Annotated in this window: 21 protein-coding genes and 8 pseudogenes; 20 read left to right on the forward strand and 9 right to left on the reverse strand. The window is 39.7% G+C overall.

The window, feature by feature from the left end; genetic code table 11:
- The first annotated feature begins 32 nt into the window (after positions 1–32).
- The gene (locus tag ACVLR6_RS05720) at positions 33–1172 is read left to right on the forward strand and encodes a PD-(D/E)XK nuclease family protein (RefSeq protein WP_168398815.1); all 1140 of its coding nucleotides are present in this window, start codon (positions 33–35) and stop codon (positions 1170–1172) included.
- Positions 1144–1698 (forward strand): macro domain-containing protein, encoded by a 555-nt coding sequence (locus ACVLR6_RS05725; RefSeq protein WP_168382276.1) that lies wholly within the window; start codon positions 1144–1146, stop codon positions 1696–1698. Before ACVLR6_RS05720 ends, ACVLR6_RS05725 begins: the two co-directional genes overlap by 29 nt.
- Positions 1699–1747: 49 nt before the next feature.
- On the opposite strand, the pseudogene cysN reads toward ACVLR6_RS05725, so the two are convergent.
- Both cysN and ACVLR6_RS05735 read right to left on the reverse strand, forming a co-directional pair.
- A pseudogene (gene cysN / locus ACVLR6_RS05730) lies at positions 1748–1993 on the reverse strand (sulfate adenylyltransferase subunit CysN); the annotation flags it as partial.
- A gap of 162 nt (positions 1994–2155) precedes the next feature.
- A pseudogene (locus ACVLR6_RS05735) lies at positions 2156–2261 on the reverse strand (transposase domain-containing protein); the annotation flags it as partial.
- Between ACVLR6_RS05735 and ACVLR6_RS05740 the strand changes: the two are divergent.
- Positions 2258–2543 (forward strand): annotated as a pseudogene (locus ACVLR6_RS05740) (IS66 family transposase); the annotation flags it as partial. The pseudogenes ACVLR6_RS05735 and ACVLR6_RS05740 overlap by 4 nt on opposite strands.
- 7 nt (positions 2544–2550) lie before the next feature.
- Here ACVLR6_RS05740 and ACVLR6_RS05745 read toward each other — a convergent pair.
- Positions 2551–3352, reverse strand: a protein-coding gene (locus tag ACVLR6_RS05745) for an IS5 family transposase (RefSeq protein WP_168398813.1) whose coding sequence is annotated in 2 segments (ribosomal slippage) — positions 2551–3087 and positions 3089–3352 — 801 coding nt in all. Because the reading frame shifts where the segments join, the coding sequence is not laid out codon by codon here.
- A 69-nt stretch (positions 3353–3421) separates the two neighbouring features.
- On the opposite strand from ACVLR6_RS05745, the pseudogene tnpC reads away from it, so the two are divergent.
- Positions 3422–4122, forward strand: a pseudogene (gene tnpC, locus ACVLR6_RS05750) (IS66 family transposase); the annotation flags it as partial.
- 41 nt (positions 4123–4163) lie between these two features.
- Here tnpC and ACVLR6_RS05755 read toward each other — a convergent pair.
- On the reverse strand, positions 4164–4931 hold the full coding sequence (locus ACVLR6_RS05755; protein ID WP_168382274.1) for a hypothetical protein: 768 nt from the start codon (positions 4929–4931) through the stop codon (positions 4164–4166).
- A gap of 104 nt (positions 4932–5035) precedes the next feature.
- Between ACVLR6_RS05755 and ACVLR6_RS05760 the strand changes: the two genes are divergently transcribed.
- Together ACVLR6_RS05760 and ACVLR6_RS05765 are read left to right on the forward strand one after the other, a co-directional pair.
- Positions 5036–5215 (forward strand): helix-turn-helix domain-containing protein, encoded by a 180-nt coding sequence (locus tag ACVLR6_RS05760; protein WP_168382344.1) that lies wholly within the window; start codon positions 5036–5038, stop codon positions 5213–5215.
- 62 nt (positions 5216–5277) lie between these two features.
- Entirely contained in the window at positions 5278–7101 is a 1824-nt protein-coding gene (locus ACVLR6_RS05765; protein WP_168382273.1) for an AAA family ATPase, read from the forward strand.
- Between the two features lie 238 nt (positions 7102–7339).
- Here the strand turns inward: ACVLR6_RS05765 and ACVLR6_RS05770 are convergent, their stop codons facing one another.
- Positions 7340–7672 carry a hypothetical protein gene (locus ACVLR6_RS05770; RefSeq protein WP_168382272.1) on the reverse strand — a complete coding sequence of 111 codons (333 nt, stop codon included), beginning with the start codon at positions 7670–7672 and terminating at the stop codon, positions 7340–7342.
- Positions 7673–7958: 286 nt separating this feature from the next.
- On the opposite strand from ACVLR6_RS05770, the gene ACVLR6_RS05775 reads away from it, so the two are divergent.
- Together ACVLR6_RS05775 and ACVLR6_RS05780 are read left to right on the forward strand one after the other, a co-directional pair.
- Positions 7959–8285 carry a helix-turn-helix domain-containing protein gene (locus tag ACVLR6_RS05775; RefSeq protein WP_168382271.1) on the forward strand — a complete coding sequence of 109 codons (327 nt, stop codon included), beginning with the start codon at positions 7959–7961 and terminating at the stop codon, positions 8283–8285.
- Between the two features lie 147 nt (positions 8286–8432).
- Positions 8433–8762: pseudogene (locus ACVLR6_RS05780) on the forward strand (type I restriction-modification system subunit M N-terminal domain-containing protein); the annotation flags it as partial.
- 22 nt (positions 8763–8784) lie between these two features.
- On the opposite strand, the pseudogene ACVLR6_RS05785 reads toward ACVLR6_RS05780, so the two are convergent.
- Positions 8785–8873: pseudogene (locus tag ACVLR6_RS05785) on the reverse strand (AAA family ATPase); the annotation flags it as partial.
- 61 nt (positions 8874–8934) lie between these two features.
- Between ACVLR6_RS05785 and ACVLR6_RS05790 the strand changes: the two are divergent.
- Positions 8935–10007 (forward strand): annotated as a pseudogene (locus ACVLR6_RS05790) (IS3 family transposase); the annotation flags it as partial.
- Between the two features lie 15 nt (positions 10008–10022).
- On the opposite strand, the gene ACVLR6_RS05795 reads toward ACVLR6_RS05790, so the two are convergent.
- Positions 10023–11113, reverse strand: a protein-coding gene (locus tag ACVLR6_RS05795; protein WP_455996010.1) for an IS4-like element ISAba1 family transposase whose coding sequence is annotated in 2 segments (ribosomal slippage) — positions 10023–10573 and positions 10573–11113 — 1092 coding nt in all. Because the reading frame shifts where the segments join, the coding sequence is not laid out codon by codon here.
- Positions 11114–11214: 101 nt separating this feature from the next.
- Between ACVLR6_RS05795 and aph(3'')-Ib the strand changes: the two genes are divergently transcribed.
- The 4 genes from aph(3'')-Ib (at position 11215) to ACVLR6_RS05815 (ending at position 14044) form a co-directional block, all read left to right on the forward strand.
- Positions 11215–12018 carry an aminoglycoside O-phosphotransferase APH(3'')-Ib gene (gene aph(3'')-Ib, locus ACVLR6_RS05800; RefSeq protein WP_001082319.1) on the forward strand — a complete coding sequence of 268 codons (804 nt, stop codon included), beginning with the start codon at positions 11215–11217 and terminating at the stop codon, positions 12016–12018.
- Positions 12018–12854: an aminoglycoside O-phosphotransferase APH(6)-Id gene (locus tag ACVLR6_RS05805; RefSeq protein WP_000480968.1), complete on the forward strand. Its 837-nt coding sequence runs from the start codon at positions 12018–12020 to the stop codon at positions 12852–12854. The genes aph(3'')-Ib and ACVLR6_RS05805 overlap by 1 nt, the downstream gene beginning before the upstream one ends.
- A gap of 141 nt (positions 12855–12995) precedes the next feature.
- The gene (locus tag ACVLR6_RS05810; protein WP_000656635.1) at positions 12996–13418 is read left to right on the forward strand and encodes a hypothetical protein; all 423 of its coding nucleotides are present in this window, start codon (positions 12996–12998) and stop codon (positions 13416–13418) included.
- Positions 13419–13633: 215 nt separating this feature from the next.
- Positions 13634–14044, forward strand: coding sequence for a hypothetical protein (locus tag ACVLR6_RS05815; RefSeq protein ID WP_001057867.1), 411 nt, complete (start codon positions 13634–13636; stop codon positions 14042–14044).
- 232 nt (positions 14045–14276) lie between these two features.
- Here ACVLR6_RS05815 and ACVLR6_RS05820 read toward each other — a convergent pair whose 3' ends face one another.
- A complete protein-coding gene (locus ACVLR6_RS05820) occupies positions 14277–14807 on the reverse strand; it encodes a conjugal transfer protein TraD (protein ID WP_000963725.1) in 531 nt (176 codons plus the stop codon).
- Positions 14808–15254: 447 nt separating this feature from the next.
- On the opposite strand from ACVLR6_RS05820, the gene ACVLR6_RS05825 reads away from it, so the two are divergent.
- Both ACVLR6_RS05825 and ACVLR6_RS05830 read left to right on the forward strand, forming a co-directional pair.
- A complete protein-coding gene (locus ACVLR6_RS05825; protein WP_005119228.1) occupies positions 15255–18173 on the forward strand; it encodes an AAA family ATPase in 2919 nt (972 codons plus the stop codon).
- Between the two features lie 50 nt (positions 18174–18223).
- Positions 18224–18661: a hypothetical protein gene (locus tag ACVLR6_RS05830; RefSeq protein WP_000030933.1), complete on the forward strand. Its 438-nt coding sequence runs from the start codon at positions 18224–18226 to the stop codon at positions 18659–18661.
- A gap of 84 nt (positions 18662–18745) precedes the next feature.
- Here the strand turns inward: ACVLR6_RS05830 and ACVLR6_RS05835 are convergent, their stop codons facing one another.
- Positions 18746–19450: an IS6-like element IS1006 family transposase gene (locus ACVLR6_RS05835; protein ID WP_001067784.1), complete on the reverse strand. Its 705-nt coding sequence runs from the start codon at positions 19448–19450 to the stop codon at positions 18746–18748.
- A 63-nt stretch (positions 19451–19513) separates the two neighbouring features.
- Here ACVLR6_RS05835 and ACVLR6_RS05840 point away from each other — a divergent pair.
- The 5 genes and pseudogenes from ACVLR6_RS05840 to ACVLR6_RS05860 all read left to right on the forward strand — a co-directional run.
- Positions 19514–20344, forward strand: a pseudogene (locus ACVLR6_RS05840) (IS91-like element ISCR2 family transposase); the annotation flags it as partial.
- Positions 20345–20628: 284 nt separating this feature from the next.
- A complete protein-coding gene (locus ACVLR6_RS05845; protein WP_015060916.1) occupies positions 20629–21294 on the forward strand; it encodes a tyrosine-type recombinase/integrase in 666 nt (221 codons plus the stop codon).
- A 189-nt stretch (positions 21295–21483) separates the two neighbouring features.
- Entirely contained in the window at positions 21484–22650 is a 1167-nt protein-coding gene (locus ACVLR6_RS05850) for a tetracycline-inactivating monooxygenase Tet(X3) (RefSeq protein ID WP_024160783.1), read from the forward strand.
- 148 nt (positions 22651–22798) lie between these two features.
- A complete protein-coding gene (locus ACVLR6_RS05855) occupies positions 22799–23536 on the forward strand; it encodes a recombinase family protein (protein WP_001366550.1) in 738 nt (245 codons plus the stop codon).
- Complete coding sequence (locus ACVLR6_RS05860) at positions 23533–23757, forward strand: hypothetical protein (RefSeq protein ID WP_000743213.1); 225 nt, start codon at positions 23533–23535, stop codon at positions 23755–23757. Before ACVLR6_RS05855 ends, ACVLR6_RS05860 begins: the two co-directional genes overlap by 4 nt.
- Positions 23758–23879: the final 122 nt, after the last annotated feature.

The raw sequence follows: 23879 nt of genomic DNA on the forward strand, positions 1-23879 counted from the left end.
TTCAAATAATTATGTAATGGAACTTTGAGGATATGTTAGACCAATACCCACTTGATGCATTGCAAGTGCTGCTAAATAAGGCAAGAACTTATAAGTTAGATATGCGGGAAAAGAATTTTTTTGACACAGCTAGTCGTAAATATTATGAAAATCCAACGACTGAACTCCTTTCATTTTTCTTAAATCCTTTAGAAGTCCACAATTTAAATACTTTATTTTTTAATGGATTAATTGATTGCATTGCAAAGAAAGTTAATAAAGACCCAGCAACTTTTGGTGAGTTCATATCAGTTGAAACTGAAGTATGTACATTAGATGGAAAACGTATTGATTTAATTATTGAAACTACAAAAAATTTACTTATTTTTGAATGCAAGATTTATCACATTCAAAATAATCCTATTGAATCATATATCAACTATGCAAAAAGACGCGTTCTCAATACCTCATTAAAACCACTGTACTTTGTGTTATCCATCGGTGGAATAAGTGAGTTCCAAGAAGACTCCTGGAATGGCATTAACTATGAAAATTTGGTTCATGCTGTAAATAACTTCATACCATCTTACAAAATCGATATTCAAAATAAATGGTTTACATTTGCCAAAGAATTCCTCAACCATCTCACTAATTACTATTTAAAGCCGTTAAATATGGACAATTTCAACTTCATTAAAGATAATGCTTCTGAAATTCATAAATTATTTCAAATTTCTCAACAAGTATTTTCACAAATTAATGATCACATAATTAGAAATCTACAAACTGAATTGCAAGAAAAATTTTCCATTCGAAATTACCGGCTCACTTACTACAATGGCGAATCAGAATATTGGTTTTGTAATGCGTCATTAGCTGATTCGCGTTGGATTTGCCCTACACTTGTTATTAATACCTCAAAAAAGGATTTACCTTGTGAAGTACATTTATGTATAGAAGCTAAATCAGTAAACGATGACGAATTCTTACAGGCTTTTCACAATCAATTTTTAAACTTTAAAAATCAAGAAAAAGAAAGTGTATATGGGGGTATTCCTTATATGAGATATACGTACTCAATTGCCGCTTTAGATATCTCAGAGGTCTCTAACCTGATTACAGCTATTAACCAATTAATTCTTAAATTTTACCCTGTGAAATATAATGAAGAAAGTCACTCTACTACAAACTGATATTACCACTTTAAATGTGGATGCCATTGTTAACTCGGCCAATAAGTCTTTACTAGGTGGGGGTGGTGTAGATTACATCATTCATAAAAAAGCTGGTGTAGAGATGCAACAGGAATGTCGCAGGATTCACAATGAGATTGGTGGCTCTCTTCCTAATGGTCAGGCTGTAGTTACTACTGCTGGAAATTTACCTGCTCAATTCATCATTCACACAGTTGGGCCTCGCTGGTTGGGCGGCTCAAAAAAGGAAGCCGAAGAACTTTGTAATGCTTATCTAAACAGTTTAGTCAAAGCCAATGAAGTTCAAGCAAAAAGCTTATCATTTCCAAATATCTCAACTGGTGTATATAACTATCCAAAACAGGAAGCTGCAGAAATTGCAATTGGCACTGTACTGTCAAGCCTACCTAGTTTTGAATATATTCAACATGTGTATTTCATTTGTTACGATCAAGAAAATTACAATATTTATGCGTCTATTCTGTCCAACTTGGACGATCCAAAAATCCAAATTAATATTGTTTAAAACAAAAACCCGCCTTTCTGATCTGACCCCAATAAGTTGGACGGTTTGATTAAGCAGCTTTTAAGGACTGAGTTCTGTATTCTACAGTTAAAGTTGTATCTGTGCCTTCAGTAGCATCGGTAATCACCACTACACCAGTTTCGCGAACCAGTGCAACTTGCTCCGCAGTCAGACCCGCTTTCGCAATCGCTACAATCCCTTGCTGGATCAGCAAGCTTTCAAGTGCCTGAGCATTTTGCAAAGCTTCAGCAGATACTGTTACCGCAGCAGGTTTTTGACCTAAACGTGCCACACGCGTATATGGAAGGAATAAAGTTTCATCCTTTATTGTGTATAGGTATTTGTTTTTATTGGTGCCAAATTTATATTATATTTATTAAAGTATCATACTGTAGGCAAGGCTAGTCTAAATGTAATTCTATTACTAAGTATGATTGTTTGTTACCTAGTATTTAACTTAATTACTCAAAAACAGCAGCATTTTCAGCACATCACTTAAATAGGCATAACGGATCCAGCCCATTCAGCTTTGCTGACTGGATTAAAGTCATGATATTGGCCGCTGTACCGTCAGCGCCTGATCTATCAGCGGGCGGGCATTGATCTTTCCAGATTAACGTTATCCCTTGCGAAGCAGTGCTCAGATTGGTCGCTGCGTTGTTGAACTGGAACCTCTGGCCAATGCCTTAAAACAGGTGGTACTTTAACAGCGGGTGATTCATGCCGATGAAACGCCGGTCACCATCATGCGGATGGGTGAGGATGAGAAAAAACCGAAGAAAGGTTATGTCTGGGCCTATGCCACCACACAGTACAATCCAGTTCAGGTGGTGATCTATGACTTTTAAGAGCCTATCCAGAATATTTTCTATTCAAAATAAGAGCTAAAAAAGCAAGATTGATGAATTGAAGGCTTGTATTCAAATATCTTTCACAGTTTTTCCAGAGTCGTCTACATTTTTCTAGCCAAGCAAATGATCTTTCCACAACCCAGCGTTGTGGGATGACTGCAAATTGATGTAATTCACTGCGTTTAGCAACTTCTACTCGTGCTCCAATTAAATCTTGAACCGCTGAAGAAAAAGCATCTCCTGTATAGCCACCATCTACAAGGACAACCTCTACTTGTTTTAAAGTTTCTTTATGCTGACTGATGACATCAAGTGCCCCTTGGCGATCTGTACAATTTGCTGTGGTCACAAACATTCCATGCGGTAAGCCTTGTGAATCTACTAAAATATGCCTTTTAAGGCCTGAAACCTTTTTACCTGCATCGTAGCCTTTATCACGTGCCGTATCGGTATTCTTTACACTTTGTGAATCAATGATGATAAAGCTCGTTTGTTCTTTCCGTCCATTGCTGATACGGGCCTCGCCAACCACATTTTTTTAAAGCTTGCTCAAGTATGCTAGGTTCTGATTCTGAAGGCTTTTTATTCCAAATTGAAAAATAATAATGCACAGTACTTTTAGGTGGAAATTCCCTAGGAAGCATATTCCACTGACAGCCACTTTTTAAGATGTAAAGAAGTGCACAAAAGACCTCATAGACATCAACAACTCTTGGACGGGTTTGTTTTCTTCCACTCAATAAAAGTGGTTCAATTTCTTTAAAGGCTTCTCGACTAATGTCGCTAGGGTAAGGTTTTCTCATGAAAATATTTTATCAAAATCTTTTTTAAATCACCAAAAAAGAGGGAAAATTATACTGGATAGGCTCTAAGATAGCCGTTCAGGTCAGCATGCTGAAGCCATTCCTGAATGGCTGGCAGGGCCATCTGGTCTGTGGTGATGATTACAGTGGTTATAAAGCACGCTTTAAATCAGGCCAGGTCATTGAGGTGGGCTGCATGGCGCATGCACGTCGTAAATTCCATGAACTGCATGTAACCGGGAAAAATCAGATCGCTGACCAGGCATTACTGATGATTCAGAAACTGTATGCTATAGAAGCAGAACTCAGGAAAAAGACGGATGGTACAGCCGAACAACGCTGCGAATACCGGTAACAACATAGTTAAGCGGTCATGCAACAACTGTATGAATGGCTCAACCAACATTATCTGACGGTGCCGTCAAGTTTTCCAATCGCAAAGGCCATCAATTACAGTCAGAAGCGCTGGTCAGCCTTAAGCCGCTATCTGGATGATGGCAATCTACCCATTGACATGAGAAGCATTGCTTCGCAAGGGATTGAAAATCAGAGGCGTCCCTGGGCCTTGGGACGAAAGAACTGGCTGTTTGCTGGCTCGCTACGCAGTGGTCAGCGAGCTGCGAATGTCATGACCCTGATTCAGTCAGCAAAACTGAATGGGTTGGATCCGTTATGCCTATTTAAGTGATGTGCTGAAAAGGTTGCCGACACATAAAGTGACCCAGATTGAAGAATTACTGCCGCACCGCTGGAAATCCAACTCAAATTAAAAAATGGCGATGGGGCTCAGCGGACGCTTGCCAACATATACTTAGCACAAAACAAAATTTTGAATCAGTTGATTTAGTTGGCGATATCTTTTTTCTTGACGGATAGCATTGATTTCTTCAGTAAGAACAAATGAATGTTGTTCCCATAATATAGAGGTTGAGTGTTTAGGCATGATTAAATGTTTTGTATAGAGATCAAAAAAGAAAATACTTAGCTCACCCTGAAGTTGAAACAAGATAGGTATATTCTTTTTAAAAAAGTCTATCGTGTTTTGCATTAGCTTTAAATCGAGAATGAACTTAGCTTTGTAGTAGCAATATAAAATGTAAGCATAGAAATCTAAAATATTCGCATATTTTGTAAATTCCATTTCATCTAGATCGTAGTTAGGATGCTGGTATTGAGGATTCAAAACCAGACCTTTTTCAATTGCCTTTCGGGTTTCTAGCTCCAAATTAGCATAGAGTTTTTCTAGGTCTCTCGAAGATGGAATCGTATCTAAAAATTTCCAGAGTGGATGATAAAAATAGACAGAAGCATTCGGAACTTTTAGATCTATATATTCTAATGTCGATTTTGATGGTGTTTTAATCCCATCACGATATTTGTACCAAATTCCGGATTCATTTTGCTCGAAGAAATCAGCGATTTTATTAGCATGCGTTTTAAATATATGTTGAGCTTCTTCAGTTAACCGCTCTCCACGCTCTAAATTTGACGCACAAATATTTAAGTTAACATATTCATACCAAAAAATTGTTTGTAGGAGATTCACGGCTGATTTTTTTGGTCGACCTGCACTATTCATAAATAAAAGTCAATTGTTCAGTTATTGCTAATTTACTTGAAAATTCATATTAAATGCAAAATCAACTAAAAAATACTTAAGTCAATTACACAGGACGCTTCATGATGAAGCAAGAAAGTCTATTAATTACAACTGCTGAAGCAGCACAGCTACTTGGTGTGAGACAACAAACTCTCAGAAAATGGGCGATCTATGAAAATGGTCCTATTGTTCCGAGGCGGCATGGTCGGCTATTGCGTTGGAATCTTAATGAAATACTGCGATTTGCAGGTGAAATAAAGTAGCTAAATTCTTAACTCCCTCCTTACTTTTTGTATTTTTACTAAAGCTAAAGCTGGTTCTTTATATGAAGCAGCTTGAGGAGGGTTTTATCTTAATTGTTAGGTTTATTAATATGTCGAGCAAATTCGATACTGCCTATACTCATCCTACGTTTGTAATGAGGAATAAGGGCGAAAAAACTTCATGCATGGATGTAATGCCAAGCGGTACAGGAAATTTAAATTATCTTATGGTTCATGACTCCAAAGATGAACTTTTCAAGACAGCATCAGATACGAATCCTGTTCTCGTAAAATACAATATTTCAGCTTGTCATTTGTTTTATGAATTTAAAGAAGACTCATATCTAGATGATAAAAATCCAAATTTTGATTTTGAAGGGTTTTTGGCTGTTGATTTATATAGTAAGAATGGGCAACTTTGTGGTGTTCTTGCTTTTGGCAGGCAAAAAGGATTATTTAAATCAACGCAATTTAGCAGCTACATTGTGGGAACAAACGGCATTATTGTATTCAATAAAAATTCAGGAAATGCAAAAGTAAATTACTGTACGAATCGAATTGATGTTGCTTTAAAAATTGCTCAGTGTGGAGAACGTGTAGCATGCGCGAGTAATTTAGATGATTGTGTTGAATTTTATTTAAACACTACAAATAACAGCCCTATTTTGGTTGATATATTACACAATAACATTAATGCTTTGAGCTTGTTAAATTCTGATGAGGTTTTAAAAATAGAAAATAAGATTGGCCTACAGACCTATCTGCAGCAGCTATATGTTGATTTTTCTAATCGCTATGGCTTTGTGGAGGAAAATCCTCAAATTGATGTACCTGTAACAGAATCTGTTAAAATTGTAAATATGGAGGATATTCAGGAAACACCAATTCGATGGCTATGGTATGGGTGGTTACCATTAGGAAAGATGACAATTCTTGCTGGTACGGGGGGATGTGGTAAAACAAATTTGTCGCTTGCATTAACTTCAATTATCACAAATGGTGGACTTTTCCCGGATGGTTCACAGTGTGAAAATCCAGGGAAGGTGCTAATTTATTCAACAGAGGATGATCCAGCAGACACTCTAAAACCTCGGCTAATTGCAAATGGTGCGGATATTAGCAAAGTATCTATTATTGAAGGAAAAAATAATAAGCAGGGTAAACCAGAGCCATTTGATCCTGTGAAAGATTTTCCGAAAATTGAGCAATATATAAAGCATAATCCAGATGTTAAGTTGTTAATTATTGATCCAATTGTTTCGGTTGTACAAGGAGATATGAATAAAGCAAATGATGTAAGAAGATCCTTACAGCCATTAGTTAATCTAGCTAATCAATATAATTTTGCAATTTTAGGTATTACCCACTTTGCAAAAGTTAGCATAAATAATAATCCTGCAGACCGAATTCTAGGCAGTCAGGCGTTCAGTGCGCTAGCGAGGATGGCTTTGTGTATTTTTCGACGAGAGACAGAAGGTGATTGTATTCTAGCACGTGCAAAAAGTAATATTTCTAGTCTTGATAGTGGAATTCAATTTCATCTTCAAACTGTAAATATTTCAGATGTTATCGAAACGACAAAAGTCGAGTGGGTTGGTACGATTGAAGGTTCCGCAAAAGAGTTTTTAAATGCATCAGAGTTAGATAGGGGTGAAAATAATTCTGTAGTTAATGCTGCGAAAGATTTTCTTATTGAATTGCTCAGCAAAGTTGAAAAAATGGCTTCTAAACAAGTTTATGCTGAGTCGAGGAAAGCTGGCTTTAGTGATGCATCAATTCGTCGTGCAAAACGTCAAACCCCTGCTATTTTAGCATTCAAACCTGATGGTAAATCAGGATGGTATTGGGCATTGAATTCGATAAATACATCAGAGCAACCTAAATAATTCTAACTCAATTTTATATATTGAGTAACATGCTCAACTTGAACTACATGGGGTTAAATACATGAAATATAATCATTTCAGGTTGTTCATAATCAATATACTTGAATAATATGCTGAGTAACTTGATTTATATATGATTCATATGATTGTCTTGATCACCATATTGCTCAAAAGTAAGGAGTTTGAGCAATATGATGAGCAACTCGATTTTTATTAAAATCATGCAGTTACTTTTAAGTTACTCAAGTTGTTCATTGATAGAGCCTTGATAGTTCACTTTATATTTAAATTCATTCCAAAGCTCTTCATAGATTTCATAAAAGCTAACGAGAGTGAATCTGTTAAATCCATATTTTTCAAAATATTGGTTATCTGTGAAGTATGCAACAGCTTCGTAAGTATTCAGATGCTGTGCTACAGAAAGCTGATTACAAAAAGAAGGATTTATGCATAGTTGTAACGCAGTTCCTTCAATAATTTTTGTCGCAACCATTTTAGAAATTCGACGTACATTTAAACTTCGAATTGCTGGATGAATATTAATAGGGATGTGGCTTGGTGAATTGCTCATAATAGACTCCAAGATAAATTTACTTCAATGGCCTGTTATGAAAGAATGCAAAGGTAAAACGTCGAAATTTTACATCTTTCATTTCAGTGATTTGAGATGAAAAGCATGAGTGTTTTATTGTCGAGATAAGACACTCATGCACATACACTATTCTTCATATTAAATTTCCTCTTTTAATTTCTTTTGATGATGTCTTTTTGTCTAAATAGACAATAAAATGCTGTCATGTATATATATTAAAACTTGTCGATATAGTCAAGTTGTTATTGTCGAATTATGGTGTTTTATGTTGATTGAGATGGATACTGAGCTGTTTTGTGCACGGCTTAAAGAAATAAGAACACAAAGAAAAATGACGCAGCAGGATATCTCTGACAAAACAGGTATACCTTCAACATCTATTTCACATATTGAAGCAGGCTCTCGTAAGCCGTCTTTAGAAAATTTTTACAAGCTTGTAGTTGTTTTGAATGTGTCTGCTGATTATCTATTGGGGCGTACAGAGCGCTCTTCAGATCTAGGCACCGACCCAATTGCTAAATCTATTCAAGAGTTACCAGAGTCTGAAAGAGAGATGATTCAGAAGTTCATCTTGTCTTTGCAAAAGGCATAACTGGAAAAATAAATGCTCAAAGAAAATGAGCAGATCGGATATATAAATTGATTTGGAAAAATTATGAACCTCAATGAGTTAAAATAGTTAGAAGATCAACTTTGGTCAGCTGCCGATAGTCTACGTGCAAATACAGACTTAAAACCGAATGAGTACTCCACGCCTGTACTTGGTCTAATTTTTTTAAAGTTTGCTGATAACAAATATGTTGCAGCTGAAGAAGCGATTCTAAAAGAATTTAATGAACTTAAAGGCACACGCCGTGAAAAGCCTCTGTCTGAAATTGCCATTTAACATTGTGGCTTCTATTTGCCGGATAATGCCCATTATAACTACTTATTAGAACTTCCTGAAAGTGAAGATTTAGCAACCAAAATTAAAGAAGCCATGCAGGCAATTGAAGATCATCAAGGGCAAGAAGATTTTAAAGATGTCTTGCCTAAAAATGATTATCAAGCTTTGTTAACGGCATTCTAAAATTGCCCCCTTTGACCTCGTATTAAGTTTCAACCTGTGGCTGAATCACTATTCTTTTTTATCCTTCAAACGATAGCTCTCACCCGATATGTGTACTACATGACAGTGATGTGTGCTTAAAAAACAGGAGGGTTTAACTTGGTAAACTATACATACTCATTAGGAGTTTACCATGAGCAAGAAACAGAAGACTTACACCGCAGAATTTAAAGCTGAAGCCATAAAAGCCATTGAAGAGAACCAAGGTAATGTATCGGAATCCGCTAGACAACTTGGCATTTCAATGCAAACCCTTTCGAACTGGAATAACAAAGCAAAGGCTGGAACTTTAGCAGGCACAAAACAGTATTCGCCCGATCTAAACGCCTTACTCGAAGAAAATAAGAAGCTTAAACAACAGCTCAAAACAGCTGAAATGGAACGTGAATTTTTAAAAAAGGCAGCAGCGTACTTTGCCAAAGAAAGTCAGTGAGGTACGCCTATATGAAATCGCAAAGCCACTTATTTCCGATTATTTTAATGGCTCGATTACTTCGTGTATCCGTTTCTCGCTTTTATGATTGGCTAAAGCGAGGCATGAGTAAAAGATCAATTCAGCGAAATCAGCAGACAATTTTGGTCAAAATAGCCCATGAAGAAACCAAACAAAGCTATGGCTATGTTCGATTAACCAAGCATTTACAAGCGCAAGGTATCAAAATAAGTACGTATGCTGTGCGCCAAATAAAAAAATCAAATCAGTTGTATTGTAAGCGCCATAAGCGTTTCAAAAGAACCACGAACAGTGATCACAACCGTTCTATTTATGACAATTTACTCAAGCAACAGTTTTCAATGACGAAGCCTAATCTTGCGTGGTCGAGTGACATTACCTACATTTGGACGGCTGAGGGCTGGTTGTACTTGGCAGCTGTCAAAGATCTTTACACGAAACAGGTTGTTGGCTATAGCTTAAATGAGCGCATGACAGCCAAGCTTGTTTGTGATGCATTGAATATGGCTATTCGCAATCAGAAACCTGCTAAAGATCTCATTGTACATTCAGATAGAGGCAGCCAATATTGCAGTAATGAATATCGAAACTTACTTGAGAAATTTGATTTTCAGGGTTCAATGAGCAAAAAAGGCGACTGCTTTGATAATGCACCGATAGAGAGTTTCTGGGGCATACTCAAAAATGAACTAGTCCATCATCGCAACTACAAAACAAGGGAAGAAGCCAAAGCGGATATTACAAAATATCTCTGTACACGACAAATTTCACAGAACCCTTATCCTATCAGGATTCTGCTTTCTTAAAATTGCCAAAATTTCCTTAAACTCTGCTTTTTTCCCAAAACCAATTAAACGCTGAATCGCCATTTGAACATAGTCTAAACCATAGCGAAATAAACTCATTGAGAGTCGTCCATGCTTCTTTATTTTTATCGCTTTTTTTTGATTATGTTGCCATTCACCCGTTAAGTAACACCAACAGAAGCTTATAGCTAACACCGCAATCAATTTTTTCACTCGTCTAGGGTCTGTCAAGCGCGTATTTTCAAGATTAAACCCGCGTCCTTTGAGACAACTGAATAAGGTTTCAATTTCCCAGCGTAATGCATAATCCTGAATAGCATTGGCATTAAACTGAGGAGAAACGACGAGTAAAAGCTCTCCATTTTCTAACTGTAGTGCACTTATATATAGTTTCACCCGACCAACCAAAATCCGTCGTTTACGACATTCAATTTGACCAACTTTAAGATGGCGAAATAAATCACTAATTTTATGATTCTTTCCTAAATGATTGGTGACAATGAAGTTTTTTTAACACGAATGCAGAAGTTGATGTCTTGTTCAATTAACCATGTAAACCACTGCTCACCGATAAACTCTCTGTCTGCGAACACATTCACAATACGGTCTTTACCAAAAATGGCTATAAAGCGTTGAATCAAAGCAATACGCTCTTTCGTATCTGAATTTCCACGTTTATTAAGCAATGTCCAAAGGATAGGTATCGCTATTCCACGATAAACGATTGCGAGCATCAGGATATTAATATTTCGTTTTCCCCATTTCCAATTGGTTCTATCTAAAGTCAGTTGCACTTGGTCGAATGAAAACATATTGAAAATCAACTGAGAAATTTGACGATAATCAAAATACTGACCTGCAAAGAAGCGCTGCATACGTCGATAAAATGATTGTGGTAAACACTTGATGGGCAAGGCTTTAGATGCAGAAGAAAGATTACATGTTTGCTTTAAAATAATCACAAGCATGATGAGCGCAAAGCACTTTAAATGTGACTTGTTCCATTTTAGAGATTTGTTTAAGATAAGATATAACTCATTGAGATGTGTCATAGTATTCGTCGTTAGAAAACAATTATTGTGACATTATTTCAATGAGTTATCTATTTTTGTCGTGTACAGAGCGCTTCATCAGAAAACTGAAGGAACCTCCATTGAATCGAACTAATATTTTTTTTGGTGAATCGCATTCTGACTGGTTGCCTGTCAGAGGCGGAGAATCTGGTGATTTTGTTTTTCGACGTGGTGACGGGCATGCCTTCGCGAAAATCGCACCTGCTTCCCGCCGCGGTGAGCTCGCTGGAGAGCGTGACCGCCTCATTTGGCTCAAAGGTCGAGGTGTGGCTTGCCCCGAGGTGATCAACTGGCAGGAGGAACAGGAGGGTGCATGCTTGGTGATAACGGCAATTCCGGGAGTACCGGCGGCTGATCTGTCTGGAGCGGATTTGCTCAAAGCGTGGCCGTCAATGGGGCAGCAACTTGGCGCTGTTCACAGCCTATCGGTTGATCAATGTCCGTTTGAGCGCAGGCTGTCGCGAATGTTCGGACGCGCCGTTGATGTGGTGTCCCGCAATGCCGTCAATCCCGACTTCTTACCGGACGAGGACAAGAGTACGCCGCAGCTCGATCTTTTGGCTCGTGTCGAACGAGAGCTACCGGTGCGGCTCGACCAAGAGCGCACCGATATGGTTGTTTGCCATGGTGATCCCTGCATGCCGAACTTCATGGTGGACCCTAAAACTCTTCAATGCACGGGTCTGATCGACCTTGGGCGGCTCGGAACAGCAGATCGCTATGCCGATTTGGCACTCATGATTGCTAACGCCGAAGAGAACTGGGCAGCGCCAGATGAAGCAGAGCGCGCCTTCGCTGTCCTATTCAATGTATTGGGGATCGAAGCCCCCGACCGCGAACGCCTTGCCTTCTATCTGCGATTGGACCCTCTGACTTGGGGTTGATGTTCATGCCGCCTGTTTTTCCTGCTCATTGGCACGTTTCGCAACCTGTTCTCATTGCGGACACCTTTTCCAGCCTCGTTTGGAAAGTTTCATTGCCAGACGGGACTCCTGCAATCGTCAAGGGATTGAAACCTATAGAAGACATTGCTGATGAACTGCGCGGGGCCGACTATCTGGTATGGCGCAATGGGAGGGGAGCAGTCCGGTTGCTCGGTCGTGAGAACAATCTGATGTTGCTCGAATATGCCGGGGAGCGAATGCTCTCTCACATCGTTGCCGAGCACGGCGACTACCAGGCGACCGAAATTGCAGCGGAACTAATGGCGAAGCTGTATGCCGCATCTGAGGAACCCCTGCCTTCTGCCCTTCTCCCGATCCGGGATCGCTTTGCAGCTTTGTTTCAGCGGGCGCGCGATGATCAAAACGCAGGTTGTCAAACTGACTACGTCCACGCGGCGATTATAGCCGATCAAATGATGAGCAATGCCTCGGAACTGCGTGGGCTACATGGCGATCTGCATCATGAAAACATCATGTTCTCCAGTCGCGGCTGGCTGGTGATAGATCCCGTCGGTCTGGTCGGTGAAGTGGGCTTTGGCGCCGCCAATATGTTCTACGATCCGGCTGACAGAGACGACCTTTGTCTCGATCCTAGACGCATTGCACAGATGGCGGACGCATTCTCTCGTGCGCTGGACGTCGATCCGCGTCGCCTGCTCGACCAGGCGTACGCTTATGGGTGCCTTTCCGCAGCTTGGAACGCGGATGGAGAAGAGGAGCAACGCGATCTAGCTATCGCGGCCGCGATCAAGCAGGTGCGACAGACGTCATACTAGATATCAAGCGACTTCTCCTATCCCCTGGGAACACATCAATCTTACCGGAGAATATCGTTGGCCAAAGCCTTAGCGTAGGATTTCGCCCTCTCCCGCAAACGACCCCCTTTTATCTACACTAGATTTAAAACAGTTGAACGTATGAAAGAAGCTGTTTCTCAAAATATTCAATCAGACAACTTGAGCCATCAAAACGCCATCAAGAACAAGGAAGAACAAAAAGCCCGAATTAAAAAATTCCGTGATCAGTTAGAGATCGGGACGATCTTATATACCTCATGGGGATATGAGCAAACAAATGTAGACTTCTATCAAGTTATTGAGAAAAGCCGGGCATATTGTGTCATCCGTGAACTTAAACAGGCTTATGATGCAACAGGTTCAATGCAAGGTTATGTTGTGCCTTTACCGAATGAATTTACCAGCAAAGAGCCAATGAAAAAAAAGATCATGGATAACTATATCGTGATTCATCAGTCTGCAAATGCAACAGTATTAGATTTTGAATTATTGCCGACAGGTACAAAAGTTTATAAACGCTGCTATACATCATCATACGCATAAAACAGTTGACCCCCTGAAGGGGGTCAATTCACTACAGAGGAAAATATGAAGCATTCAAAATTAATATATAAAGATTGGCAATTATATTTAAGGCTCTTATTTGAAAATAAATAGGGGTAATAGTCACCCGCATTTTTTTGATGTTTAGATTTCTAATGCTTCAAAAAAATGCGGTTCATTGCGTATCATATAATGAATATTAAGGAACTGAAAAAATGAATAATGCTCAATTCAAAATTGAATGCTTCAGAAATGGTTTATATAGCCCAGAGCAAATAATTGAATTTTACAAGGTAGTCCACACGGAAGAAACTAAGTACAATAGCCGTGATGCTCAACTTTGGATTAATGGGAAAAGCTCTAGGGAATATCAAATTGACCCTAAAGCAATTCAAATTGTAGATATGCTTAATGCAATCAGATCGGAAGTAATTGCAAAAGAAAAAGAGCGTATAGAACTTGGCAATCCAAGATATAAATATCTATTCAAAGGTGAACAAGCACTATGGTCGGAGCATCAGGAATTTATAAATTTACCTGTCAATTTTTATAATTCAATAATGGTTGAGCTAGGTAAAAAAGATTTAATTTATTTTGAATTTTCAAAAAAAGATATTGAATCCTAAACGATAGAGCAGAGCAAAGTGTCTACTTTGCGAACTGAAAAATCTGAAAAATCCTCCCTTCTCTGATTACTGTTGAATGGGGCAAGCGAAGCAGACAAAATCTGTGATTTTGGCTAGCTGACCGCAGACCCGCAACTACTTCCATGTTACCTATAAGCGGGATTAACAAAGCAATCCCGCAGGGTTGCGACTGAAAAAAATTAAATTATATTTTTACCAGTTTGAATATTCTTTAATTTGTAGAGCCTGAATTATCAACTAGAGTTGATTTAGATTTTTTTGATTGTTCCCGATCAGCAATAAATTTGTCACCAGCAATTTTTAAACTGTCAAAATGTTGGGGATTGGATTTATATGATTCAAGAGCCTTTAAAAGAACACCAGTAATAATTCCTTTATCTTCAGTTGGGAAATCTACTATTTCAAAAAGCGCACCAATTGAAATTAATTTATGTTCACGTTTTTTGCGATCTTTAACTTGAGCAGCTTGAGCATCTTTTTTCAAACTAGCTAAAAGTTTTTTTTCATCTTCCTTAATTTTTTCTAATTCTAAACGTGCTTTATGTTTTTTAAATTCATTTTTCATTACACGTTCAAATGAACTAATTTGCTGCTTTGTTGGTGAGCCTGATTCAATACTTTTAACAAGTGACAAAATTAAATCTTCAGTTTGGTTTCTATTCTCTAATCCCTTCAAACGAGAGATTTCATCAGTTACAAACTTTTTTTGATCTTCAGTAAATTTTAGATTTTCGATAGCCATTGCCACTTCGTCAATATTTTTAAATCATAGCATAACTAAAAATAGAGGAAATCTATTACAGCACTAAACAACAAAAATCATATTAAATTATTAATTTCTGACTTTTACAATTAAAGAAATATTTATTCTGAGTATGACTTGAATTGAAAAATATTTAGCCAGGTGATCATTTTTTATAGGATTTTTAAAATTTTAAAATTGGCTTTCAGTCCTTTAGTTTAAAAAATATCCTAATGTCTATCTAATAACAAAAAATTACAGTTTATAGCTTAAAAAAATCCTTATTAATCGTGTCACTTATAGACCCTCAGATTTGGGGTTTCTGAACTATGGGTTATCACCTTGTAGCGAATATATATTGAAGTTATCATGACAACAGCAGTTGGAATGTACGCTTCCGCGTTTCTCTCCGAGAAACAAAAAAAGCAGATTCAAAATAGGCGAATTATGGCGATTTATCACTTATCAGTTAAATCAGGTAGGCAATACGGTTCTTCGGGAAGTCGAGGGGCAAGCCATTACGCTTATATAAATCGTGAAGGTAAATACAAAAGAGAAGATTTAGAAAATATAAAATCAGGAAATTTACCAAATTGGGCTAAAGATGCTGCTCATTTTTGGAAGTCAGCAGATAAGAACGAACGCATTAATGGACGTATTTATACTGAATTGGAAATTTCATTGCCTAGAGAATTGAATAAAGAACAACGTGAAGAATTAGTACAGGAATTTGTAGATAAGACTTTAGGTAAAAACTTCACATATTCCTATGCAATTCATAGCCCATTAGCAAGTGATGGTGAACAAAATCCTCATATTCATTTGATGTTTAGTGAAAGAAAATTAGATGGTATTGATCGTGACGAAGTACAACACTTTAAACGCTACAATCCGACTAATCCTGAAAAGGGCGGGGCAGGTAAAGATCGCTATTTTTCATCTAAAGTTTTTGTGGCAGATACACGCTTATCATGGGCTAACCATGTAAACGATTTTTGCGAAAATTTAGGTCTTGATGCTCGTATAGATCATAGAAGTTATAAGGCTCAGGGGCTTGAATTATCCAGTCAAAACTTCAGGGCTGATTATGTTAGTAATCATAAATATTTCATTAATGAAAATATAAAAAATATACGTCATCAAAATGGCGAAATTATTATTGAGCGTCCTTCGGAAGTTATTAGAGCTTTAACTTCTAATCAGTCTGTATTTACTGCCCGTGATCTTGAGCGTTTTGTTATGGCTCATACTGACAGTCAAGAACAATATCTTAAAGCCTATGAAGCTGTAATGACTTGTCCTGATATGGCAATGTTGTTTGGGAAAGATAAGGTTGTATTCTCATCAAAAGAATTGGTCGGAATTGAAGATTCTATTACTGCATTTATCTACAATGCCAATGAGCAAAGTCGAGTACAGAAGCCATTTAATTTAACTGAAAAATTCACTTTAAATGCTGTAAAAATTGCTGATAAAAGAACATTCAATAGAGAGCAAGAAGCAGCCTATTATACTTTGACTTCTACTGATCGAATCTCATTGCTAAATGGTTCGGCTGGTACTGGTAAGTCTTATGTTCTTAGTGCTGTTTCTGAAGCCTTCAAAACTTCAGATTATAAAGTTCATGGTATTGCTTTGCAGGCAATTACAGCTAGAGCTATTTCTGACGATTGTAATATTCCAAGCAGTACAATTGCTTCATTCCTTGCCCGATATGAAAGTGGTAATTTTGAGATCAATAATAAGACTGTCTTGATCTTAGATGAAGCGGGGATGGTCGGCTCAAGAGACATGCAAAAACTTCTCATGATCGTAGAGAAGCATGATGCTCAAATAAAACTTGTTGGTGATAGTTATCAGTTAAGTGCTGTTAGTGCTGGTTCTGCTTTTGCTCATATTCAAGATAACCTTGATAAGAAAAATATTGCTTCATTAGAAAATATACAACGACAAAAATATGCGAAGGAATCAGAGAAAATGATTGAAGCATCTAAGTTGTTATCTAAGCATGAAGTTGACAAAGCATTAGATATTTATAAGACCATTAATGCTGTTAATGAATATGAATCTCACGATCTAGCACTAGCCAAAACTATTAAATCTTGGAGTGAAGATTCTAGCGAAAATAAGTTAATGCTTGCTCATTCAAATAATGATGTGAATGAATTAAACCGCATGGCAAGAAATGTATTAATTAAAAATGGTCAACTTTCTGCTACTGGTAATCATGTTAAAACTGCTTTCGGTGATATTGAAATTACTGTCGGAGAAAAAATTGTATTTAAGCAGAATGATTCAAAATTAAAAGTTAGCAATGGTGAAACAGCAAAAGTAATCGGTTTTGAAAAAGATAATCTTAATAACATTAAATTTATGATGGTTCAGTCAGATAGAAATAATGAGATCATTAAAGTAGATTTAAATGAATACAACCAATTTAAATATGGTTATGCAAATACTATTCACTCATCACAAGGTATGACTGTTGATAATGCCTATATTGTGGCGAGTGAGAACATGAATGCTAATTTAACTTATGTTGCTTTGACCCGACATAAACATAATGTCGAAATTAATTATTCTGCTATGTCGTTTACCACGAATGAAAAAGAATTCGTTAAACGTCCAGATGGGAAAATCTCATATGATCAGAATTACAATCCTGTTGAAAAAGAAGTTACACCTTTTGAAAACTTCAAAAAAGTTCTAGGACGATCAGAAAAGAAAGAATTTTCTACAGACTTCACTTTAGTAGACAAGCAAGAAAAATTGATCAAAGCATATCTGCAAGATCACCGCCACCATATTGAAGATAAGCGGGAGATATACGGAATTAACTCGAAGATACATGCTTTAACTTCAGAGAATCGTACATTCACGAAGGAAGAAATTGTTACCGAGGTTCGTGCGAATCTTAAATCTAAATCTATTTTAGGTGATGAGATCGGTAGCATTAGAGGTATGAAAATTGCAAAAGGTGAGCTTCTCAAACTTGAGGAAGGGTTACAGATCAAGACTGGATTCTTTAAGAAAGAAACCTTTGAGAAGGGAACAGAATTAAAGGTTCTTGATGCCTACAAGATGAAAGATAAACCAATGATTAAAGCTCGAATCAATGATATGGAATATGAGATTCCATTTGAAAAACTTTCTGTTAAGTATTCAGATCGGTACTTCACAGAGTTTAAAGATCAGAGCGCACACCGTTTTACTGCCCGCAATAAAACTGAAGTTTATAGCGAGTACCGTGAGCAGTTATTGAAGCAAAAGATTACTGCACCGGAAGAAAATTTGAATGCTCCTAATCACAAGATGAAGCTGCAAAGCAATCTTAATACTACCCCTAGAAATACACCTAGAATCTAACTTCACCTGGCATAAGCAAGTGAAAATAACAAACCATAAAAGACTTTTTAATGAGTAAAGATGATCATGATAAATTTGTATTATTCCTGATAGTTGTAGGCTTTATCGTGTTAGTTGTTTGCGGTCTTGCGTGGCAGGGAGCAGGCATCTTTAACTTGCCTTTCACAGTGATGCTATGGACTATCATTAGATTAATTATCGTGGTATCGCTTGTATTTATTACTGGAAAATTCGGTCTATCAAGAGAGTTTACTTTCCCCGCAGCAGCAGTAGGTTTAGCTTTTAGTTTATTCCCTGTCCTTGATCATATTGCGTTAGGTTATTCTGCTAAAAATTTCTATGAAACCACTAATTTTATGGGGCAAACGGTTCGGGAATTTGGTGCCAGTAAAATTACGGTCTGGTGGGGTTCGATTTATGCCAAAATAGCCTATGCTAGCCTTGCAGGTTTAATTGGATATGGTGTTAAGGTCGCCACTGATGATTAAAAAAGAAAAACCAACTTGAAGTTGGTTTTTTTGGCACTGTTGCAAATAGAGATTTGAGTCGATGATGTTCCCTTTAAAAAGTACTTAGAGACCGAAAACCCTGTTGATTAGACACACTTCACCCTGAGGCTGACCATAATAAAATGACGATGCTTGTCCTTTACGTAGTGCACGCATGACTTCAATACCTTTAATTGTGGCATAAGCCGTCTTCATAGATTTGAATCCTAATGTGGCCCTGATGATCCGCTTTAGCTTGCCATGATCACATTCAATCACGTTATTTTTATACTTAATCTGCCTGTGCTCAAGGTCTGGTGGACATTTACCTTCCCGTTTTAACCGTGATAAAGCACGTCCATATGTGGGTGCTTTATCCGTGTTGATCACTTGTGGAATTTGCCACTTCTTCACATTATTTAAAATTTTTCCAAGAAAACAATATGCTGATTTGGTATTACGTCTAGAAGAAAGATAAAAATCAATGGTATCGCCACGTTGATCGACTGCACGATACAGATAAGACCATCGTCCATTCACTTTTACATAGGTTTCATCAATATGCCACGAGCTCAGATCTGTAGGATTACGCCAATACCAGCGTAAACGTTTTTCTATTTCAGGAGCATAACGTTGAACCCAACGGTAAATAGTCGTGTGATCAACATTCACACCCCGTTCGGCCAGCATTTCCTGCAGTTCACGATAGCTAATGCCATATTTACAATACCAGCGCACAGCCCAAAGAATGATTTCGCCCTGAAAATGCCGACCATGGAAAGGATTCATATGCTGCACCTTTAGCTAAAACAGTCTTCAGCTTACCATTCGTGGTTATTTGCAACAGTGCCGCTGACGCACACCATCGCCCACCGGGTGGGTCGCTATCTGGAACGGCAAGGCCTGCTGGAACGGGATGTCGAAAACAGCTATCTGGCCTCGGATGCGGTGGATGACGACCCGATGACACCCCTGCTGGGGCACTCGATCACTTACCGTATCGCTGTCGGTTCACAGGCGGGGCGAAAGGTGTTCACTTTGCAAACTCTGCCGACCAGTGGTGATCCGTTCGGTGACGGGATTGGCAAGGTAGCCGGGTCCAGCCTGCACGCCGGCGTGGCGGCCAGGGCCGATGAACGCAAGAAGCTCGAACGGCTGTGCCGGTACATCAGCCGCCCGGCGGTATCCGAGAAGCGGCTGTCGTTAACACGAGGCGGCAACGTGCGCTACCAGCTCAAGACGCCGTACCGGGACGGCACCACGCACGTCATTTTCGAACCATTGGATTTCATTGCAAGGCTGGCCGCCCTGGTACCGAAGCCCAGAGTCAACCTAACCCGCTTCCACGGGGTGTTCGCACCCAACAGTCGGCACCGGGCGTTGGTCACGCCGGCAAAACGGGGCAGGGGCAACAAGGTCAGGGTGGCTGATGAACCGGCAACACCAGCACAACGGCGAGCGTCGATGACATGGGCGCAACGGCTCAAGCGTGTTTTCAATATCGACATCGAGACCTGCAGCGGCTGCGGCGGCGCCATGAAAGTCATCGCCTGCATTGAAGACCCTATAGTGATCAAGCAGATCCTTGATCACCTGAAGCACAAAGCCGAAACCAGCGGGACCAGGGCGTTACCCGAAAGCCGGGCGCCACCGGCTGAGCTGCTCCTGGGTCTGTTTGACTGACGAGCCTGAAGGCCAACGATACCAATCAAAATGCTGCGTTCACAGCGCCGCGGCAGGGATCCGCCGTGCTGGTTGTCGGAAAAGGAGCCGCTAGTGGGAAAGAGGAGGGTAAATTTTCAGCGTTGCTGGCTCCCCGTCAGCCGGATTGGGTTGCATCGCAGGGGTGTCGAAAGAGTCAACTGCGGTCCAAAGCTGTTGGACTTGGGTGAAAAGGGCGTTTATTCTTCCTATACGTCGATCGATTGAATGAAGGACATATACAATCATTTCTCCGACATTTGGTTATGGAGCGAAAAGTTTCAATATCTTATCAAAACCAGGCAATCAATGCGATTAAGTTTTATTACGAACGTGTTTTGGGTGGACAACGGAAAACATATTTCATCGAAAGACCAAAAAAAGAAAAAACACTTCCTGTTGTGATGAGTGAAGAAGAAACCATTCGGGTACTACGCGCTATTGAAAACGTGAAACACAAGGCTATTCTGATGACTATTTATTCGGCAGGTTTGCGCATTTCTGAATGTATAAACCTGAAAATAAAAGACATTGACTCCAAGCGCATGCAAATTCGTATAGAACAGTCAAAAGGAAAAAGAGATCGTTATACCATTTTATCTGAGAAAACATTAATTATTTTAAGAACATACTTTATGGAATATAAACCAAAAGATTATTTATTTGAAGGTCAAAAAGGTGGCGCATACTCAAGCCGAAGTATTCAAAACATTTTTAAAGCAGCTGTTTTAAAAGCAAAGATTCAAAAGGAAGTTACTGTACATACCTTACGACATAGCTTTGCAACGCATTTGCTTGAGAATGGTACGAGTTTACGTTATATTCAATCGTTGTTAGGTCATTCAAGCAGTAAAACAACTGAGGTTTATACACATATTACCACCAAGGGAATGGAACAATTAAAAAGTCCGATGGATTTGTTAGATATATAGAAAGGATTTGTATATTTGAGCAAAACTTAACAAAAAGCACTATGAATATAAATCCTTTTGAGAGAGTAGAAACGAACGGTAAACGGTTGAAAACGGATTTGTCACTGATAATGAAAGGTTTAGCAAAATAAGATATAGTGGATATATACGCCATTTGGCGTATAGCCACTTGTTATGTGCCATTTTTGAATGACAATGCGAATAGATACGGACAAACAAATGAATTTACTTAGTGATAAGAACGTTGCAATAATTGGTGGTGGACCCGTTGGACTGACTATGGCAAAATTATTACAGCAAAACGGCATAGACGTTTCAGTTTACGAAAGAGACAACGACCGAGAGGCAAGAATTTTTGGTGGAACCCTTGACCTACACAAAGGTTCAGGTCAGGAAGCAATGAAAAAAGCGGGATTGTTACAAACTTATTATGACTTAGCCTTACCAATGGGTGTAAATATTGCTGATGAAAAAGGCAATATTTTATCCACAAAAAATGTAAAGCCCGAAAATCGATTTGACAATCCTGAAATAAACAGAAATGACTTAAGGGCTATCTTGTTGAATAGTTTAGAAAACGACACGGTTATTTGGGATAGAAAACTTGTTATGCTTGAACCTGGTAAGAAGAAGTGGACACTAACTTTTGAGAATAAACCGAGTGAAACAGCAGATTTGGTTATTCTTGCCAATGGTGGAATGTCGAAAATAAGGAGCTTTGTTACCGACACGCAAGTTGAAGAAACCGGTACTTTCAACATCCAAGCTGATATTCTTCAACCGGAAATAAACTGTCCCGGATTTTTTCAGCTATGCAACGGCAACCGATTAATGGCGGGACATCAGGGCATTTTATTGTTTGCCAATCCCAATAATAATGGTGCATTGTATTTAGGAATTAGTTTTAAAACGCCCGATGAATGGAAAAATAAAATTCCCTTAGATTTTCAGGACAGAAACAGCGTTGCCGATTTTTTATTGAAAAGATTTTCCAAATGGAGTGAAGTTTACAAACAATTAATACGTTCGGTATCAACATTTCAATGCTTGCCCACAAGGAAATTTCCTTTGAACAATGATTGGAAAAGTAACCGTCCATTACCCATAACAATGATTGGCGATGCTGCTCATTTGATGTCGCCTTTTGCAGGACAGGGTGTAAATACGGGATTATTGGATGCTTTGATATTGTCTGAAAACCTTACAAACGGAGAATTTACAAGTATTGAAAATGCCATCGAAAACTACGAACAACAAATGTTTGTTTATGCAAAAGATACGCAGGACGAATCGACAGAAAACGAAACCGAAATGTTTAGTCCCAATTTTTCGTTTCAAAAATTATTGAATCTATAAACAGTAAGAAAAAACGGCTACTAACAAGCAGTTTTGCAATAGTGGGGCAGAAGTGCAAAATTGAACTTGTGTGCTTCTATCAACTTTTGTACATTAGCTGCCAGTTTAAGATGGGTGCATTTGAGTATGCCCAAAGGAGCCCGCAAGTATGCGCAGGACGAAGCCAGTAGCCGCGCCGATGGTGGCGCGGGTCTATCTGCGCGTCAGCACCGACGCGCAGGACTTGGAACGCCAAGAGGCGATCACTACGGCCGCGAAGGCCGCCGGCTACTACGTCGCCGGCATCTACCGTGAGAAGGCATCCGGCGCACGCGCCGACCGGCCTGAGCTGCTGCGCATGATCGGCGACCTACAGCCCGGCGAGGTGGTCATTGCCGAGAAGATCGACCGCATCAGCCGCCTACCTTTGCCCGAGGCCGAGCGCCTGGTGGCCTCGATACAGGCCAAAGGCGCACGCCTGGCCGTCCCTGGCGTGGTCGATCTATCCGACCTGGCGGCCGAGGCCCAGGGCGTCGCCAAGATCGTGCTGGAAGCCGTGCAGATCATGCTTTTTCGCCTGGCCTTGCAGATGGCCCGCGACGACTACGAGGACAGGCGCGAACGCCAGCGCCAAGGCATTGAGTTGGCCCGCCAGGCCGGGCGGTACAAGGGCCGCCGTGCTGATCCGAAGCGCCGCGCCCAAGTTGTCGCGCTGCGCAAGTCCGGCTACAGCATCAACAAGACCGCCGAGCTGGCCGGGTACAGTGCGGCCCAGGTGAAACGGATATGGGCCGAGGTCAGCCAGGCCGAAGCGAAGCAGCACGGCGCGTTCGTGGAGGACGCATTGACGGAAGCCGATGCCCTGGCCGCTGTCGGCCAGGATGAGCGCCAGGAGGAAAGGGCATGAAGAAGCCGAACCAAGACGACGAGCCGTTTTTCATCACCGAGGAGATTGCGGCCGAAATGATCGCCGGCGGCTATGAGTTCGAGCTGCCGCCCATTCCTTGCACCATCCGCCTACGCGACGTGCTGGAGCGCATGACCGATGCTGAGCTAGCATTGCAGCCGGGCGAGATCGCCGACCAGGAGCGTGAACGCTGCCGGCGCAAGCCGTGTTCAACCTCATGATCTGGTCATGGTATTTTTCATGGCACTGAGCCTGATAGTTCTTGCAAATTGTTGTCACTAAAGGGTTTTGTGTGCTTGTTTACAATCGAGTGGGAGTGACGGGCACTGGCTGGCAATGTCTA

The organism is Acinetobacter sp. T63 (assembly GCF_053852345.1).

Excerpts from the sequence above, each read along its gene's own strand:
- ACVLR6_RS05720 (WP_168398815.1), top strand. The coding sequence starts at position 33 with ATGTTAGACCAATACCCACTTGATGCATTGCAAGTGCTGCTAAATAAG.
- ACVLR6_RS05725 (WP_168382276.1), top strand. The coding sequence starts at position 1,144 with ATGAAGAAAGTCACTCTACTACAAACTGATATTACCACTTTAAATGTG.
- ACVLR6_RS05755 (WP_168382274.1), bottom strand. The coding sequence starts at position 4,931 with ATGAATAGTGCAGGTCGACCAAAAAAATCAGCCGTGAATCTCCTACAA.
- ACVLR6_RS05760 (WP_168382344.1), top strand. The coding sequence starts at position 5,036 with ATGAAGCAAGAAAGTCTATTAATTACAACTGCTGAAGCAGCACAGCTA.
- ACVLR6_RS05765 (WP_168382273.1), top strand. The coding sequence starts at position 5,278 with ATGAAGCAGCTTGAGGAGGGTTTTATCTTAATTGTTAGGTTTATTAAT.
- ACVLR6_RS05770 (WP_168382272.1), bottom strand. The coding sequence starts at position 7,672 with ATGAGCAATTCACCAAGCCACATCCCTATTAATATTCATCCAGCAATT.
- ACVLR6_RS05775 (WP_168382271.1), top strand. The coding sequence starts at position 7,959 with ATGTTGATTGAGATGGATACTGAGCTGTTTTGTGCACGGCTTAAAGAA.
- ACVLR6_RS05805 (WP_000480968.1), top strand. The coding sequence starts at position 12,018 with ATGTTCATGCCGCCTGTTTTTCCTGCTCATTGGCACGTTTCGCAACCT.
- ACVLR6_RS05810 (WP_000656635.1), top strand. The coding sequence starts at position 12,996 with ATGAAAGAAGCTGTTTCTCAAAATATTCAATCAGACAACTTGAGCCAT.
- ACVLR6_RS05815 (WP_001057867.1), top strand. The coding sequence starts at position 13,634 with ATGAATAATGCTCAATTCAAAATTGAATGCTTCAGAAATGGTTTATAT.
- ACVLR6_RS05820 (WP_000963725.1), bottom strand. The coding sequence starts at position 14,807 with ATGGCTATCGAAAATCTAAAATTTACTGAAGATCAAAAAAAGTTTGTA.
- ACVLR6_RS05825 (WP_005119228.1), top strand. The coding sequence starts at position 15,255 with ATGGCGATTTATCACTTATCAGTTAAATCAGGTAGGCAATACGGTTCT.
- ACVLR6_RS05830 (WP_000030933.1), top strand. The coding sequence starts at position 18,224 with ATGAGTAAAGATGATCATGATAAATTTGTATTATTCCTGATAGTTGTA.
- ACVLR6_RS05835 (WP_001067784.1), bottom strand. The coding sequence starts at position 19,450 with ATGAATCCTTTCCATGGTCGGCATTTTCAGGGCGAAATCATTCTTTGG.
- ACVLR6_RS05845 (WP_015060916.1), top strand. The coding sequence starts at position 20,629 with ATGGAGCGAAAAGTTTCAATATCTTATCAAAACCAGGCAATCAATGCG.
- ACVLR6_RS05850 (WP_024160783.1), top strand. The coding sequence starts at position 21,484 with ATGACAATGCGAATAGATACGGACAAACAAATGAATTTACTTAGTGAT.
- ACVLR6_RS05855 (WP_001366550.1), top strand. The coding sequence starts at position 22,799 with ATGCGCAGGACGAAGCCAGTAGCCGCGCCGATGGTGGCGCGGGTCTAT.
- ACVLR6_RS05860 (WP_000743213.1), top strand. The coding sequence starts at position 23,533 with ATGAAGAAGCCGAACCAAGACGACGAGCCGTTTTTCATCACCGAGGAG.